9 protein-coding genes are annotated in these 14,238 nt (G+C 69.3%); 2 read left to right on the top strand and 7 right to left on the bottom strand.

All coding sequences use genetic code 11. The features are described 5' to 3' along the window. Positions 1 to 88: 88 nt before the first annotated feature. The 7 genes from IAE56_RS18020 to pilG all read right to left on the bottom strand — a co-directional run bounded on the left by IAE56_RS18020 (position 89) and on the right by pilG (position 12,029). Positions 89 to 553: a chemotaxis protein CheW gene (locus IAE56_RS18020; RefSeq protein ID WP_164075071.1), complete on the bottom strand. Its 465-nt coding sequence runs from the start codon at positions 551 to 553 to the stop codon at positions 89 to 91. After that, a complete protein-coding gene (locus IAE56_RS18015) occupies positions 550 to 1,890 on the bottom strand; it encodes a chemotaxis protein CheB (protein WP_200753468.1) in 1,341 nt (446 codons plus the stop codon). The genes IAE56_RS18020 and IAE56_RS18015 overlap by 4 nt, the downstream gene beginning before the upstream one ends. Further along, positions 1,877 to 8,539 (bottom strand): Hpt domain-containing protein, encoded by a 6,663-nt coding sequence (locus IAE56_RS18010; protein ID WP_200753467.1) that lies wholly within the window; start codon positions 8,537 to 8,539, stop codon positions 1,877 to 1,879. The genes IAE56_RS18015 and IAE56_RS18010 overlap by 14 nt, the downstream gene beginning before the upstream one ends. 100 nt (positions 8,540 to 8,639) lie before the next feature. Beyond that, entirely contained in the window at positions 8,640 to 10,676 is a 2,037-nt protein-coding gene (locus IAE56_RS18005) for a methyl-accepting chemotaxis protein (protein ID WP_108769690.1), read from the bottom strand. A 41-nt stretch (positions 10,677 to 10,717) separates the two neighbouring features. Continuing rightward, positions 10,718 to 11,248: a chemotaxis protein CheW gene (locus IAE56_RS18000; RefSeq protein ID WP_200753466.1), complete on the bottom strand. Its 531-nt coding sequence runs from the start codon at positions 11,246 to 11,248 to the stop codon at positions 10,718 to 10,720. Further along, entirely contained in the window at positions 11,248 to 11,610 is a 363-nt protein-coding gene (locus IAE56_RS17995; protein WP_079222863.1) for a response regulator, read from the bottom strand. Before IAE56_RS17995 ends, IAE56_RS18000 begins: the two co-directional genes overlap by 1 nt. 17 nt (positions 11,611 to 11,627) lie before the next feature. Next, entirely contained in the window at positions 11,628 to 12,029 is a 402-nt protein-coding gene (gene pilG, locus IAE56_RS17990) for a twitching motility response regulator PilG (RefSeq protein WP_005418455.1), read from the bottom strand. 240 nt (positions 12,030 to 12,269) lie between these two features. Between pilG and gshB the strand changes: the two genes are divergently transcribed. Continuing rightward, a complete protein-coding gene (gshB, locus tag IAE56_RS17985) occupies positions 12,270 to 13,217 on the top strand; it encodes a glutathione synthase (RefSeq protein ID WP_164075076.1) in 948 nt (315 codons plus the stop codon). Continuing rightward, entirely contained in the window at positions 13,217 to 14,101 is an 885-nt protein-coding gene (locus IAE56_RS17980; RefSeq protein ID WP_200753465.1) for an energy transducer TonB, read from the top strand. The genes gshB and IAE56_RS17980 overlap by 1 nt, the downstream gene beginning before the upstream one ends. Positions 14,102 to 14,238: the final 137 nt, after the last annotated feature.

Here is a 14,238-nt window from a genome sequence, read left to right as displayed (position 1 = left end):
CCCCCCCCCCCCCCCCCCCCCCCCCCCCCCCCCCCCCCCCCCCCCCGCGCGCGCCCCCCCGCCCCCCCCCGGCACTACCATCCGGTGGTCAGGCGGCCAGCGAATCCAGCGCCGATTCCAGCGCGTCCAGGTTCGGCAGCAGCGCGCTCTTTTCACCCAGCAGCACGCGCATGTGCACGATTTCCGGCAGGGTTTCTTCCGAAGCATCGGCCAGCAGGCCGTCGCGCGGCACCGAGATCAGCTGCGGGAAGTTCTGCGTCAGCAGCGCGTAGTACGGGCGCTGCGCGTTGCCGCTGAGGGCCTTCAGCACCACCACCTTGTTGTGCCCGCCCACCATTTCTTCGCCCAGGCCGGACAGGCGGGCGAAGGACAGCAGCGGCACCTGCCAGCCGTGCCAGGCGATCTGCCCAACCAGCCAGCGCGGCGCATCGGCCACCGGTTCCACTGCCACGCGCGACATCATTTCGGCCACCGTCGCATTGGGCAGCAGCACGCGCTCGCCACCGGACTGGATCAGGACGCCACGGATCTCATCGTTGTTTGCGTAGCTCATGGCGTCTCTCCGTTGTCCTCGTCCACGGCCCAGCGCGCCGCGATGGCCTGCGCCAGTTCCTGCGGTTCACCGGCCACCATGCCGGCAGCGACCACGGCGGTTGCCGCGGCGGGGTCATAGCAGCCTTCACCCACCTGCCCTGCCACCCAGGCACCGGCCTCGGCCAGGTCCAGGGCCGGGCCGACATGGGCCAGGTCGGCACCGCTGAGCAGGACCAGGGCGCTGTGTTCGGCCGGCAGCGCGGCAATCGAGATACCCAGCGGGTCGGTCTGGAAATGCAGGCCATCGGCCGCGGCACGCACGCCGATGTCGTCGGACAGGATGTGGACCTCGCCCGCCGTCGCGCGGCGGCCGGCCTCGGCCAACTGCACCGGCAGCGGCGATACCCGTGCCATCTGCTTGACGAGGTTGCCGTAGCGGCCCCCGTCCAGGCGCATGTGCACCAGCACCGGCACGGCCAGCCCGGTCGGCAGCGCGCCCAGCAGGCGGCGCAGCGCATCGGGTCCACCGATGCCGGCCAGCACCAGCAGCGCCCCGGCGCGTGCACCGGCAGGCAGGCCGGCATCCAGGTCGACCAGGCTCAGGCGGCCGGTGTCGAACGACGGTGCGGCCACCGGCTCGTCGCGCGTGGGCGCGGCGGCGGCCGGTGTGTCGGCGGCCTCGTCGACCAGCGACCAGGCGGTGTGATCGAAGGACACCGGCGGCGGCACGGGCGCATCGTCCGCCGGCGCCTCCACTGCATCGGCAGCGGGCTCCGGCGTCTGCGCCTGCAACGCGGCCAGGTGCTGTTCCAGCGACATCGGTTCAGCAAACGTCGCCGGCGGTGCAGGTGTGGTGTACAGGCTGTCGGCCGGCACGTCGCCGGCCCAGTCCTGGGCCTGCTCCATGTGCGCGTGCAGGACTTCATCCTTCGGCGGTACCGGCGGCGGCGAAGGCCGGCCCGGTTCCAGCTGCAGGCTGGGTTCGTCTTCGGCGCCCGGCGGCAGCACCTGCTGGTGGCCGTGCAGCTTGGCCGACAGATGGCGGCCCCAGCGCTGCGCTTCCCAGCCGTCGCGGCGCGCGGCCAGTTCGGCCTCGTCGAACACCAGGGTCAGGCCCGGCGCCGACAACGCCGGCTCCAGCCGCTCCAGCGCGTCCTCGATGGCCGCTTCCAGGGCGATCACCACGAACTGCGGATGCGCATCGGCCAGCGCCTGCGGCTCCAGCGTGGTCGGATCATCTTCCAGCACGATCTGCACATCGGCATGCGCCAGCGCCTCGCGCAGGCGCTCACGGGCAGCGCCCGGACGGGCCAGCAGGGCAACGGCCGGAACCGGATTGACGTCACTCACGGACACGGGCGATCCCCAGCAGGTCATACACGTTACGCATCAGGTCCAGCTCCTGGTACGGCTTGCCCAGGTAGCGCTGCACGCCGATCTCGAAGGCGCGCTGGCGATGCTTGTCACCGCTGCGCGAGGTGATCATCACGATCGGCACGTCCTTGTAGCGCGGGTCGGCACGCATCGCGGTGGCCAGCTCGTAACCGTCCATGCGCGGCATTTCGATGTCCAGCAGCATCAGGTCGGGCACGCGCTCTTCCAGCTGCTCCAAGGCCTCGACACCGTCGCGGGCGACGCTGACCTCGAAGTTGTGGCGTTCCAGGATGCGGCCGGTCACCTTGCGCATGGTCAGCGAATCGTCGACCACCATCACCAGCGGAACCTGGCGCTCCAGGCGCGGCGCGTTGTCCTGCACCGGCGCGATCGGGTTGGCCAGGTAACGGCGCACCAGCGGGGCCACGTCGAGAATGACCACCACGCGGCCATCGCCGGTGATGGTGGCGCCGTAGATGCCCGGCACCGAAGCGATCTGCAGGCCGACCGGCTTCACCACGATTTCGCGGTTGCCCAGCACCTGGTCGATCGCCACGGCGGCACGCAGGTCACCGGCGCGGACCAGCAGCAGCGGCACCTGGTCCTGGCCGTCGGCACGCGCCGGGGCCTGGCCGACCAGGCTGCCCAGGTCGTACAGCGGATAGTCTTCGCCGCTGTAGCGGTAGCTGCTGTCGGCGGCTTCGAAACGCTCGCGCGACAGGCGGCCGATACCACTGACCGACGCCACCGGCACCGCGAAGGTGGTTTCGCCGATCTGCACGAACACGGCCTGGGTGACGGCCAGGGTCTGCGGCAGGCGCAGGGTGAAGCGCACGCCCTGGCCACGCACCGACTGGATGTCGACCGAGCCACCGAGCTGGCGCACTTCGTTGCGCACCACGTCCATGCCCACGCCGCGGCCGGCCAGCTGGCTGACCTGGTCGGCGGTGGAGAAGCCGGCGGCGAAGATCAGGCTGTCCAGCTCCTGCTCGTTCGGCGACGCATCGGCGGCCAGCACGCCACGGTCGATGGCGCGGCGACGGATCGCCTCGCGGTCCAGGCCGGCACCGTCATCGGCCACTTCCAGCACGATTTCCGAGCCTTCGCGGTGCAGGCGGATGGCGATCTCGCCTTCTTCCGGCTTGCCGGCGGCGCGACGCTGTTCCGGTGCTTCCAGGCCATGGGCCACCGAGTTGCGCAGCATGTGCTCCAGCGGCGCGACCATGCGGTCCAGGACGTTGCGGTCCAGTTCGCCGTGGGTACCTTCCAGGGTCAGGTGCACCTGCTTGCTGGTGTCCATGCCGGCCTGGCGGACGACACGGCGCAGGCGCGGCACCAGGCCGTCGAACGGCACCATGCGCGCACGCATCAGGCCGTCCTGCAGTTCCGAGCTGACGCGCGACTGCTGCTGCAGCAGCGAATCGTACTGGCGCGACAGATCGTCCAGCACGCCCTGCAGGCCGCCAAGGTCGGCTGCCGATTCGTTCAGCGCACGGCTGAGCTGCTGCAGGGTGGAGAAACGGTCCAGTTCCAGCGGATCGAACTTCTGGTCGGCCTGGTCCTGCTCGCGCTGGTAGCGGGCGACGATCTGCGCCTCGGTTTCCAGGTCGAGTCGGCGCAGCTGGTCGCGCAGTCGCGCATTGGTGCGCTCCAGTTCGCCCATGGCGCCACGGAAGGCACCCAGCTGCTGCTCCAGGCGCGAGCGGTAGATCGCCACTTCACCGGCGTGGTTGACCAGGCGGTCGAGCAGGTCGGCGCGCACGCGCACCTGTTCCTGCTGCGGACGCGCCAGCGGATCTTCCTCCGGCGCGCCTTCCACCGGCAGCGGTGCCGACAGCGGCGCGTCGGCCAGGGCCAGCGGCGCGGTCGCCACCGGTGCCTCGTCAGCCAGGTCGGTGCTGGCTGCAGCAGCCTTGGCAGCCGCGGCAGCATCGCTGCGGGTGCGCGCTTCAAAGGCGTCCACCAGATCCTGCGGCGGCTCGACCACGCGGTGGTCACCGGTGCGGGTCAGCAGCTGGTGCAGGCGATCGAAACCACGCTCCAGCAGCTGCACGTCAGGGCGTTCGATTTCGGTGCGGCCAGCGGCCACGGCTTCCAGCAGCGATTCGATGCTGTGGCCGAGATCGCCGATGGCGTTGATGCCGGCCATGCGTGCACCGCCCTTGAGCGTGTGCAGGTCACGCTGCAGGCCGGCCACCACTTCGCGGTCCTGCGGTGCATCGCGCAGTTCGCTGATCAGGCCATCGCAATGGTCGAGCAGGTCCTTGCCTTCCTCGACGAAGATGTCGACCAGCTCGCGGTCGTAGACACTGAAGTCGAGCTGATCGGCGTCGGCGTCGACGTCGGCTTCGACGGGCTCGGCTTCGATGGCGTCCGGTTCAACAGCCCCGGCTGCGACGACCGCGACTTCGGCGGCGTCCTGGCTGTGGCCCGGCGCCTCTTCCATCTCGAACAGACGCACCGGTGCGGCCATCTCGGCCACCTCATCGGTCGGCGCGTCGTCATTCACCGTCGCCGGGGACGGCAGGTCGGCGCTCTCTCCTTCACCGACCGCCGCCTCCCCGCCGACGTCCGCATCCTCGGCAAAGGCTTCCGCCTCGCCCGGCGCGAGTTCGCTGGCCTGCAGGCCGAGAACCCGCCACTGGCCGTCCTCGTCCTGCGCCTGTTCGTCCTCGATCACGTGCAGGCCGGCTTCGAGCGCGGCCTCCAGCGTGACCGGTTCTGCGAAGCCCGGCACAGCCATTTCATCCTGAAGGCTGGTTGCGTCGCTGTCGAGCGCCAATGCCTCGATGTCTTCGTCAACCGCCTCAACGACCGGCGCCTGCGGCAGCGGGCTCAGGGCAATTGCGTCATCTTCCGCCGCAACCCCGGCGTCTTCCAGATCACGGTCATCCACCGGCAGCGCACTGGCGTCCAGGTAAGGCGACAGATCGTCGACGGCGGTCAGGCCGGCGGCGTCCACATCGATCGCGACCGGCGCGGCATCAGCCGCGTCCTGCGCGGTGTCAGCAGTTTCAGCAACGTCATCGGCTTCGATGGCTTCGATGGCAACGTCCGCTTCGACCGCCGTCGGCAGCGTGGCAGCGGCCTCCGGCATCGTCGGCCAGCCGGCATCGAAGTAGCGCGACAGATCTTCGCCACCGGTCAGTTCGGCAGTCTCCAGACCGGTATCGGGCGCGGCTTCGGCTTCGACCACCGGCACGGCGGCGTCGGCAGGCGCTTCAACGTCGGCCACGACCTCCGTCTCGGCTTCGGCTTCGGCTTCGGCTTCGACTCCAACCTCGTCGAAATCTTCGTCGTCCATTTCCAGACCGACCATCGGCCAGCGCGCTTCCGGCAGTTCACCGGCCAGCGCCTGCAGGCGCTGCGCCAGCTCGGCCTGCGGCGCGATGCGCGGCTGTTCGGCCTGCAGCGCGTCCATGGTGGCGCCGATCGCCTGCGCGGTGGCATCCAGCGCACCCAGCGCCTCGGCACCCGGCACCACTTCAGCGGCCAGCGCACGCTTGATGTAGGACTCGGCGGCACCGGTAACGGCGGTGATCTCCGGCACTTCGGTCATCGCGAAGGCGCCGTTCATGGTGTGCACGGCGCGCAGCAGCGCATCGTTCACCGGCTGCTCGGCCTGCTGCGCCGACTGCAGCCACTGCTGCAGGGTCGCCAGGTGGACTTCCACCTCGGCTTCCAGGATCTCGCGCAGCACGCTGTCGATGTTGGCTGGCGTACCGACCAGCTCGGCCACGGTGTCGGCGGCAAGCGCCGCTTCCACGGCAGCGGCGTCGTCCAGCACCGGCACGTCGGCCACGGCTTCGGTCGGCGCCACCGGCTGCGGCGCGGCAGCCACCGGCAGCGGCACGTAGAAGGTTTCCTCACCGGCGGCCACGCGGTCAGCGATGGCCTGCATCGCCTGCAGGTCCACGGTGACGCGCTGGCCATCGCGCAGCGCGGCATTCAGCTGCGGCAGCGCGGTGTCGGCATGGTCGACCATCGCCAGCACGGCCGGGGTGGCCGCACGGCTGCCATCGAGCACGCGGTTGAGCATGCCCTCGATCTTCCAGGCGAACTCGCCCAAGGTGCGGGCGCCGACCAGGCGGCCACTGCCCTTGAGGGTGTGGAAGATGCGGCGGATCGGACGCAGCCGATCCATGTTGTCCGGCTGCATGCGCCAGGCCGGCAGCAGCGTGCCGAGATTGCCCATCTCGTCATCGAACTCTTCCAGGAACACCTCACGGATATCCTGGTCGATGTTCTCGGCATCGTCATCGAAGCCCGCCTCGAAGCCGGTGGCTTCGGCAGCCACGGCAGCGACTTCCGGTGCCGGGGTGGCCGGCACGGCCTGCGGATTGAACTCGGCAGCAGCCGCGCTCAGTTCGGCGAAGAACTGCGCATCGGCCTCGCTGAAATCGATCGGCGCGATGGTATCGACGTCGACCAGGGACACGGTCGTGGCAGGCGCGGCGGTAGTGGCCAGGACCTCGTCCGCGCCGGTCTCGGCGGCGGCCAGGGCCTCGATCATTTCAACCGGCGCCGCTTCGGCAACCACATCGGTCATGTCGATCTGCTCGACGGGCTCGATCGTCGCGGTGGACTCCAGCTCCAGCACTTCGACCGGCGCGGCTTCAACCGCGTCGACGATCTCCAGCACCGGCAGCTGCGCGTCGTCTTCCTCGTCCAGCGACAGCGTCTCCATCGCCTGCAGCGACAGCACGTCGTCGGCGTTGTCCAGTGCGCTGTTGTCGAAGTGGAACACCACCTCGTCGGCCAGCACGGCCGGGCCGTCATGCTCGGCAGCTACCGGGTCGAACACGGGCACGGCCGCCAGCTCCAGCGAAGCGCCTGCGGCGTCGTCCAGCGCGGCAACGCCGAAGTCCTCGACGCTGTCTTCCAGCACCAGCGCGTCGCCATCATCAGCCTGCGCCTCTGCGACGTCGGACAACGACCACTGCGGGGCCACGTGCTGGGCCGCGCCCTCGTGCTCGAAGCTGACCGGATCGAAACTGTTGAAGGTCGGTGCGCGCTCATCGGCGACGGGCGCGGCGTCATGGCTGCCCAGCTCCCACTGCGGCACGCTCGGCACCGGCGCGGTCGACGCGGCGAACAGCAGCGGCGCAGGTTCGGCCTGCTCGGGTGCGGATGCGGCGATGTCCTGCCCGCCCAGCGCGCCGAACATCAGGCTGTTGTCGGCCACCGGCGCAGCCGGCAGCGGATCGAAGGTGAAGTCCGGCAGCGGCGGCGGGATCTCGCCCGGCGCCGGCGCGGCAGGCTGCACGGCGATCTCCACCGGCTCCAGCTGCAGCGCAGCGGCGGCCAGCGGCACGCTCTCGCGCTCGATCGGCTGCAGCGGATCCGCGTCGGCCTCGGTCTCGGTCTCGGCAACCGTGCTGCTGCGCTCGGGCAGCGGCCAGTAGCGCAGGGTTTCCAGGCTGCTGCGGGTAATGTCGAGGATGTCCTCGCGACCCGGGCGGCGGTCACGCAGCGCTTCCAGGTAGTACTCCAGACTGGCCATGGCATCGGCCAGCGTGTCCAGCTGCCGGCCACTGGGCACGCGCTGGCGGCCGATCAGTTCGGCTTCGATGTACTGCTGCACGCCGCGCAGGTAATCGGCGGCGGTGCCCAGGTCGAGCATGCGCAGCGCACCGGACACGTCGCCCAGCAGGCGCGGCACGTCCTGCAGTTCGGCATGGTTCCAGCTGGTTTCGATGAAGGCGACGAAGTGCTCGCGGGCGGCGGCGAAATTGGCGATCGCCTCGTGGGCCAGCACTTCCACCGTGCGCCGGTTCTCCACCGCGCTCGGGTCGTCCTCGCCACTGCCACCGGCGCCCAGGTGGGCGACCTGGTCGTCCAGCGACGCATCGACATAGAGCAGCGCACCGGCGATATCCAGCAGCATGTCTTCGTCGATCTGCTGGCGGCCTTCGACCACGGCCAGCAGCGCATCGCGCTGCTGCGCGACCACGCCGCGGGCAGCGCCCAGGCCCATCATGCCCAGCGTGTCGCCGACCGCGCCCAGCTTGGTCACCTGTTCCTGCAGCTGCTGCGGCGCAGCGCCGGTGCGCAGGTGCAGGTCCAGGGCATCCTTGACCTGCAGCAGTTCTTCCTTGACCGCGCTGCCGACGGTATCGAGCAGCTCGCGGTTGCGGCCGCTCAGGCTGCCACGGGCGTGGTCCAGCTCGGCCTCGGTGGCGCTGACGCTGTCCGGCGCGAAGGCGAACAGCACGCTGTCATTGACGCCTTCTTCGCCACGCGCGGCGCGGATCTCGTTCAGCAGCGGCATCAGCACGATCGGAATATCGCGGTGGCCGTTCTGCAGGCGTTCCAGGTAATCGGGCAGCAGCACGCTGCCACGCATCAGCGTGGCGCAGGCTTCATCGCGGTCGGCCACGCGGCCTTCGCCGACGGCCACGGCCAGCTGTTCCAGTTCCTCGGCCACCATCGCCGGGGCATACAGCTCGACCATGCGCAGGGTGCCCTGCACCTGGTGCAGGTAGCCGGCGCAGATGCGCATGCGGCTGCCGTCGGCCGGGTCCTCGACGAAGTACTCGACCTCGTGCCGCACCTGGCGCAGGGTCTCGTCCAGCTCCGGCTTGACCCAGCCCAGCGCTGCATGGCTCATCGCATCGCGCAGGCTGCTCATGGACGCGCTCCGGTCGCCGCCGCGCGGAGGCCGCGCGTGTTCTGGCGTGGGAAATGGAAATGCTTCATCGAATGATTCCTTGCTCGCCGCCCTGCCCGCGTCACGCCGGCAGCTTGAAGTCGGCGACCGAACGACGCAGGTCGGCCGCCAACTGCGCCAGGTGGCCGATCGACTCGGCGGTCTGTCCGGCACCCTGCGAGGTCTGGCCGGTGATCTGGCGGATCACGCCCATCGTGCGGGTGATGTCCGAGGCCGCAGCGGACTGCTGCTGGGCGGCGATGGAGATGTTCTTGATGAGGGTGTTGAGGGCGTTGGACACGCGCTCGATCTCGGTCAGTGCGGTACCGGCGTCCTCGGCCAGGCGCGCACCGGAGACCACTTCAGCAGTGGTCTGCTCCATCGAGGTCACCGCTTCGTTGGTATCGGCCTGAATGGCCTGGACCAGGTTTTCGATGCGTCGGGTCGCACCCGAGGTACGTTCTGCCAGGCGCTGCACTTCGTCGGCCACGACCGCGAAACCGCGACCGGCTTCACCGGCCGACGCTGCCTGCACGGCCGCGTTCAACGCCAGGATGTTGGTCTGCTCGGAAATGTCGTTGATCAGTTCCACGATCGAGCCGATTTCCTGCGAGGACTCACCCAGGCGCTTGATGCGCTTGGAGGTTTCCTGGATCTGGTCGCGGATCTGGTCCATGCCCTGGATGGTCTCGCGGACCACGCCGGCACCCTCGGCGGCGATGACCACCGAGCGCTGTGCCACGTCGGCGGACTCGGCCGAGTTGCGCGACACCTGCTCGATGCTCGCTGCGATTTCGCCGATGCGGTCCGAGGCCGAGGTGATCTGGTTGGCCTGGTGGCCCGCCGCCTCTGCCAGCTGCATGGCGGTAGCCTGGGTTTCCTGGGTGGACACGGCGACCTTGGCCGAGGTGTCGTTGATGGTGGTCACCAGGTGGCGCAGTTCGTCCACGGCGTAGTTGATGGCGTCTGCGATGGCGCCGGTCATGTCCTCGGTCACCGAGGCCTTGACGGTCAGGTCACCCTCACCGAGCGAGGAGATTTCGTCCAGCAGCCGCATGATCGCCTGCTGGTTGCGGCTGTTGAACTCCACCTGGGTCTGGTAGCGCAGTTCCTGTTCGCGCGAACGGCTGCGCACGCTGGTGGAAACGAAGCCGATGATCGCGATCAGCGACAGCGCACCGGAGATGACGCCGATCCAGAAGTTCGGGAACAGGCGGGTATCGGACACCGAGCCGAACGAGGAGAACGCCTCGAACAGCTTGCGGCTGTCGTCCAGCATGCGCGAGGAGCCCTGGCCCAGCGCGTTGGCGGCGGACTGCGCGGCGAACAGCTGGCGCGAGCTGGCCAGGATCGCATCGGCGTCCTGCTTCATCGCCTCCCACTTCTGCTGCGACTGTTCCAGCGCAGCGACCGCACCGGCACCGCGCACAGCGGTGATGCCGAGGTCTTCGTTGCCGTTGCGCAGGCCATCGAGCACCTGCGAGAACACGGTGATGTCGCGGGCCAGGGCGTCGCCCGAGGCAGCCGCGGCGGCGCCACCGGCGCGCATTTCGGTCACGCGGCGGGCCATCGAACCGGCCACCACGACCTGCTGCAGGGCGCTGTACACCTGCGATGCGGGTGCACCGGAAGCGGACATCGCGCGCACCAGCTCGTTCAACTGGGCCTGCAGGCCCGGCACCGCGCCGGTGAAGTTGTTGGCGTTGCCGGCCAGCGCCAGCACCGCCGGCTCGCTGGCGACCAGCTGGCCGGCCTGCTTGCCCAGCGGGGCCCAGGTGTCGGACAGCGTGGTGATCGCCTTGGACACGCCCGGCTCGTTGCCGTAGCGGCCCTGCAGCGTGGACACGTTCTGCTCGATGGCGTTGCGGGTGGCCTTGAAAGCGGTGAACGCCTGTGCGTTGCCGCCCACGGCATCACGGCCCTGGTTGGCCAGCTGCTGCGAGAGCACCTGCAGGTCGGCGGCCTTGGAACCGGCATCGGCCAGGCGGCTGCCCTGCCAGGTGGAGACGCCGGTGTTCACACCGAACAGGATCATCGACAGGGCCAGCAGGGCCAGCCAGAGGTTGCTGCCGCCCAGCCGCAGCTTGCCGGTCTTGGGGGCGTCCGAAGCAGTACTCATCGTTCAACCTCGATCTTCAATGCAGGGGGCGTTGCCCGGCCTCAGGCCGCGGCTTGCCGGAATTCAGGGGTGCGCGACAGCAACGAGAGCGAGAACACGCCCCAGTCATGGCCGTCGGCATGGAAGGCGCGATCGACGAAATGACCGTAGCGGCCTTCGGCCAGGGTGCCGGCCTGGACCTGCTGGCCCAGTTCGAAACTGCGCTGGCCGAACAGCTCGTCGATGGTCAGGGCGACGTCGCCGCCGGCCTGGCGCATGATCAGCACGCGCTGGCCTTCCTGCTGCACGGTGCGCGCGCCTTCCAGGAAGTACTTCAGGTCGACCACCGGGAACAGGTTGCCGCGCAGGTTGCCCACGCCCAGCAGCCAGGGCTGCGCGCAGGGCACCGGGGTCACCGGCGGCATCGGCACGATTTCCACCACTTCGCGGAAATCGGACACCAGCCGGCGCTGGCCCACGCGGAAGCCGACGCCACGCCAGAGGTCCTCGGCGAACTGCCGCCCGGGCAGCTGCACCGCATGGGACAGGCTGCGCCGTTCGTAGGCTTCAAGAATGTCGAAGGGCGAACGCATCAGGCCACCAGTTCGTTGATCCGCGCGATCAGGTCTTCCTCGCGCGGCGGCTTGACGATGTAATCGGCCGCGCCCTGGCGCAGGCCCCATGCCTTGTCGGTCTCCATCGCCTTGGTGCTGACGATGATGACCGGGATGTGCTTGATCGCCGCGTCGCGGGCCATCGCACGGGTGGCCTGGAAACCGCTCATGCCGGGCAGGACCACGTCCATCAGCACCAGCTGCGGAACCTGGTCACGCACCAGCTGCAGGCCATCCTCGGCGTTGTCCGCTTCCAGCACCTCGTGGCCGGCACGGCGCAGCCACTGGGTGAACACCGCGCGGTCGGTCGGTGAATCCTCGATCAGGACGATACGAGCCATTGTGCCTTTCCCCCTGGTCAGGCGTTGACGTATGTGCGGATGGCACCCAGCAGTTCTTCCCGCGTGAAAGGCTTGGTCAGGTACTGTTCCGAGCCGACGATGCGTCCGCGGGCCTTGTCGAACAGGCCGTCCTTGGAGGACAGCATGATGACCGGCGTTGCCTTGAACAGCTGGTTGCCCTTGATCAGCGCGCAGGTCTGATACCCGTCGAGACGGGGCATCATGATGTCCACGAAGATGATCTGTGGCTGCTGGTCGGCGATCTTGGCCAAGGCCTCGAAGCCATCGGTCGCGGTCACCACTTCGCAGCCTTCGCGCTTCAGCAGCGTTTCCGCAGTCCGGCGGATGGTCTTCGAGTCATCGATGACCATCACCCGGAGTCCTGCGAGCTCCCCGCCCGCAGTCGTGTTTTCAGTCATTGCCTTTCCCCAAGCGCGCGACCCTTCTGTGCTGGGGGCCGCTACGAAGGCGTATCTATATCGCACTTTCCGCGCCCGCTTCAAGCGCCGCCCACGGCGCTTGGGATGCCGGCTTGCTGAACGTGACAGGTTTGGCAATGACTGCGCAGACGGCTGGACGGACGCAGCGTTGCAGCACCCCGGGCAGGCACGCGGGGGGCGTTGCCGCTACCATCAACGCCTTGCCTGACAGGTGCACCCATGCCGTTGAACGTCATCGTGGTGATGGACCCCATCGCCCACATCAAGATCGCCAAGGACACCACCTTCGCCATGCTGCTGGAAGCCCAGCGCCGCGGCCATGCCCTGCACTATGTGCGGCCGGGCGGCCTGGCCCTGGAAGGCGGCGTGGCGGTGGCCCAGACCGCCCCGCTGCAGGTCCGCGACGACCCCTCCGGCTGGTACGAGCTTGGCGCATTCAGCCGCACCGCGTTCGGCCCGGGCCAGATCGTGCTGATGCGCAAGGACCCGCCGGTCGATGCCGAATACGTCTATGACACCCAGGTGCTGGACGTCGCCGCCGCCGCCGGTGCCTGCGTGGTCAACAACCCGCAGGGCCTGCGCGACTACAACGAGAAGCTGGCCGCCCTGCTGTTCCCGCAGTGCTGCCCTCCGACCCTGGTCAGCCGCGACGCCAAGGCACTGAAGGCCTTCGCCCTGGAACACGGCCAGGCCGTGCTGAAGCCGCTGGACGGCATGGGCGGTCGCTCGATCTTCCGCAGCGGCCAGGGCGATCCGAACCTGAACGTGATCCTGGAAACCCTGACCGACGGCGGCCGCAAGCTGGCGCTGGCCCAGAAGTTCATTCCCGACATCACCGCCGGCGACAAGCGCATCCTGCTGGTCGACGGCGAACCGGTGGACTACTGCCTGGCGCGCATCCCGCAGGGTGACGAGTTCCGCGGCAACCTGGCCGCCGGTGGCCGCGGCGAAGGCCGTCCGCTGAGCGAGCGTGACCGCTGGATCGCCGCCCAGGTCGGGCCGGAAATGAAGCGCCGCGGCATGCGTTTCGTCGGCTTGGACGTGATCGGTGATTACCTGACCGAAGTGAACGTGACCAGCCCGACCTGCGTGCGCGAGCTGGACGCGCAGTACGGCCTGAACATCGCCGGCACCCTGTTCGACGCGATCGAGGCCGGCCTGCGCTGATGGACGCCGCGTCCGCCGTGCTCGCCCCGCCGCCGCGCGAAGCGCAGCGGCTGGGGGCCACCCTTGCCCTGTCGGTCATCGTCCACGCCCTGCTGATCCTGGGCGTGGGCTTTGCCGTGAAGGGCGAGGCACCGCTGGTGCCGACGCTGGAAGTGATCTTCAGCCAGACGCGCACGGCGCTGACGCCGAAGCAGGCCGATTTCCTGGCGGCGGCCAGCCAGGAAGGCGGCGGCGAGCATGACCGCGCGCAGCGCCCGCGCGACAACCAGACCGGCATCGTGCCGCAGGCGCAGACCGGGCTGAGCCCGGTGCCGCAGCAACAGCAGTCGGCCGCACCAGTGCCGCCGCCGCAGGCGCGGGTGGTCAGCAGCCGCAATGGCGAGGACACCGTGGCGCAGGCGCAGGCCCGTCCCACCCCGCTGGAACCAACCCCGGACGCGGCGCAGACCGCGCGCGAGCAGCGCGATGCGGAAATGGCCCGGCTGGCTGCCGAGGTGCATCTGCGCTCGGCGCAGTACGCCAAGCGTCCGAACCGCAAGTTCGTTTCGGCCAGCACGCGCGAATATGCCTACGCCAACTACCTGCGTGCGTGGGTGGACCGCGCCGAGCAGGTGGGCAACCTGAACTACCCGGACGAAGCGCGTCAGCGCCGGCTGGCGGGCCAGGTGGTGATCAGCGTGGGGGTGCGCCGCGATGGCAGCGTGGAAAGCAGCCGCATCCTGAAAACCAGCGGCACGCCGTTGCTGGATGAGGCGGCGCTGCGGGTGATCCAGCTGGCGCAGCCGTTCCCGGCGTTGCCGAAGACGGATGATGGCGTGGATATCCTGCAGGTGACCCGCACCTGGGTGTTCCTGCCGGGTGGCGAACTGCGCGACGACCGGTGAGGTTTGTTGCCCGGGCCTGCGGCCCGGGACCCGCTGGACGTCAACGTCAACGTCAACTTCAAAAGCGGCGGTTGGGCTGTGGGTCTGGCGGGGCGGTGTGGGCTTGCAGGACACGCCGTAAACCCGTCCATGGGGGC

The sequence above is a fragment of the Stenotrophomonas sp. S41 genome, assembly GCF_016624625.1.
GTDB lineage: Bacteria > Pseudomonadota > Gammaproteobacteria > Xanthomonadales > Xanthomonadaceae > Stenotrophomonas.
Note: the sequence above shows the minus strand (reverse complement) of the source record. Positions and strands in the feature narration are given on the sequence as shown.